This is a genomic window from Vibrio sp. Hep-1b-8, assembly GCF_006124995.1.
Classification (GTDB): domain Bacteria; phylum Pseudomonadota; class Gammaproteobacteria; order Enterobacterales; family Vibrionaceae; genus Vibrio.
Map to the genome: position 1 here is coordinate 1 of NZ_QEWN01000083.1, position 859 is coordinate 859.

General features: G+C 43.9%; 1 protein-coding gene and 2 pseudogenes. 2 read left to right on the forward strand and 1 reads right to left on the reverse strand.

Features of this window, described 5'->3' with window-relative positions:
* Nucleotides 1-112, reverse strand: a pseudogene (locus tag DA100_RS08445) (IS630 family transposase); the annotation flags it as partial.
* 207 nt (nt 113-319) lie between these two features.
* Between DA100_RS08445 and DA100_RS21300 the strand changes: the two are divergent.
* Together DA100_RS21300 and DA100_RS21305 are read left to right on the forward strand one after the other, a co-directional pair.
* Entirely contained in the window at nt 320-586 is a 267-nt protein-coding gene (locus DA100_RS21300) for a DUF6444 domain-containing protein (protein WP_240800883.1), read from the forward strand.
* A 71-nt stretch (nt 587-657) separates the two neighbouring features.
* Nucleotides 658-859: pseudogene (locus tag DA100_RS21305) on the forward strand (IS66 family transposase); the annotation flags it as partial.

Genomic DNA, 859 nt, shown 5'->3' on the forward strand with positions numbered 1-859 from the left:
CCTCTGTGGTAAGCAATACTGCTTTAATACGGTCACGCACTCGACCATCACGAGTAGAATCGTGCATTTGTTCGAGTTGCAGTTTCTGCTGAGGAGTCAGTGTAATTTTCATGGTTCGTAGCATGATCCTGATTCTAAATAAAATCAAGCATTTTCAATGATCAGGGGTATAGGTTAAATATCACTAAAAAGAGAGCTTTTGCGTTAAGCGTTTGAATCGTAAGCGTTCACCAGCAGTCCATTGACAAAAAGTGTGAGTTAACGCAATTGATCCAACATTCCTAATTGAGTGATCATTTCTAGCCGTCATGCTTAATGCATGAAAAAGAAAAAATCTAAATTCTCATCTTCGCCGCCCGTGGCCTCAGATATCAACGAAGCGAATGCGCTGATTGTTGAGCTCTGGGAGCAGTTGCGCCACTATGAGGACAAGCTCAAAACTAGCAGCGCTAATTCATCCAAATCACCATCATCCGATGGGCCTAAAGAGCGGGCTGAAAGAAAAAAGCTCAAAGCTCTAGTGGTCGCAATCCGAGAGGAGCTACACAAGGTCACTCAGGGCACAAACGACAACTCTCAGAATTAAAACCATCTGATACCTTTGTTGAATGTTACCCAGATAGTGCCTGTTCTTGTTGTGGCGATACGAACCTTAAGATGAGTGATAAACCTTTTTATCGACATCAGGTTCATGAAATTCCCAAACCGACAATGGATATTACCGAGTATCGGCTCTTTTCTGGTAAATGCTCTCAGTGTGGCGAAACCGCGAGGGCCAGAAAGCCGAGCGATATACCTCAAGGCATCATGGGCCCCAATCTATTGAGTCATATCGCGATCTTGGCTGGTCAATATCATC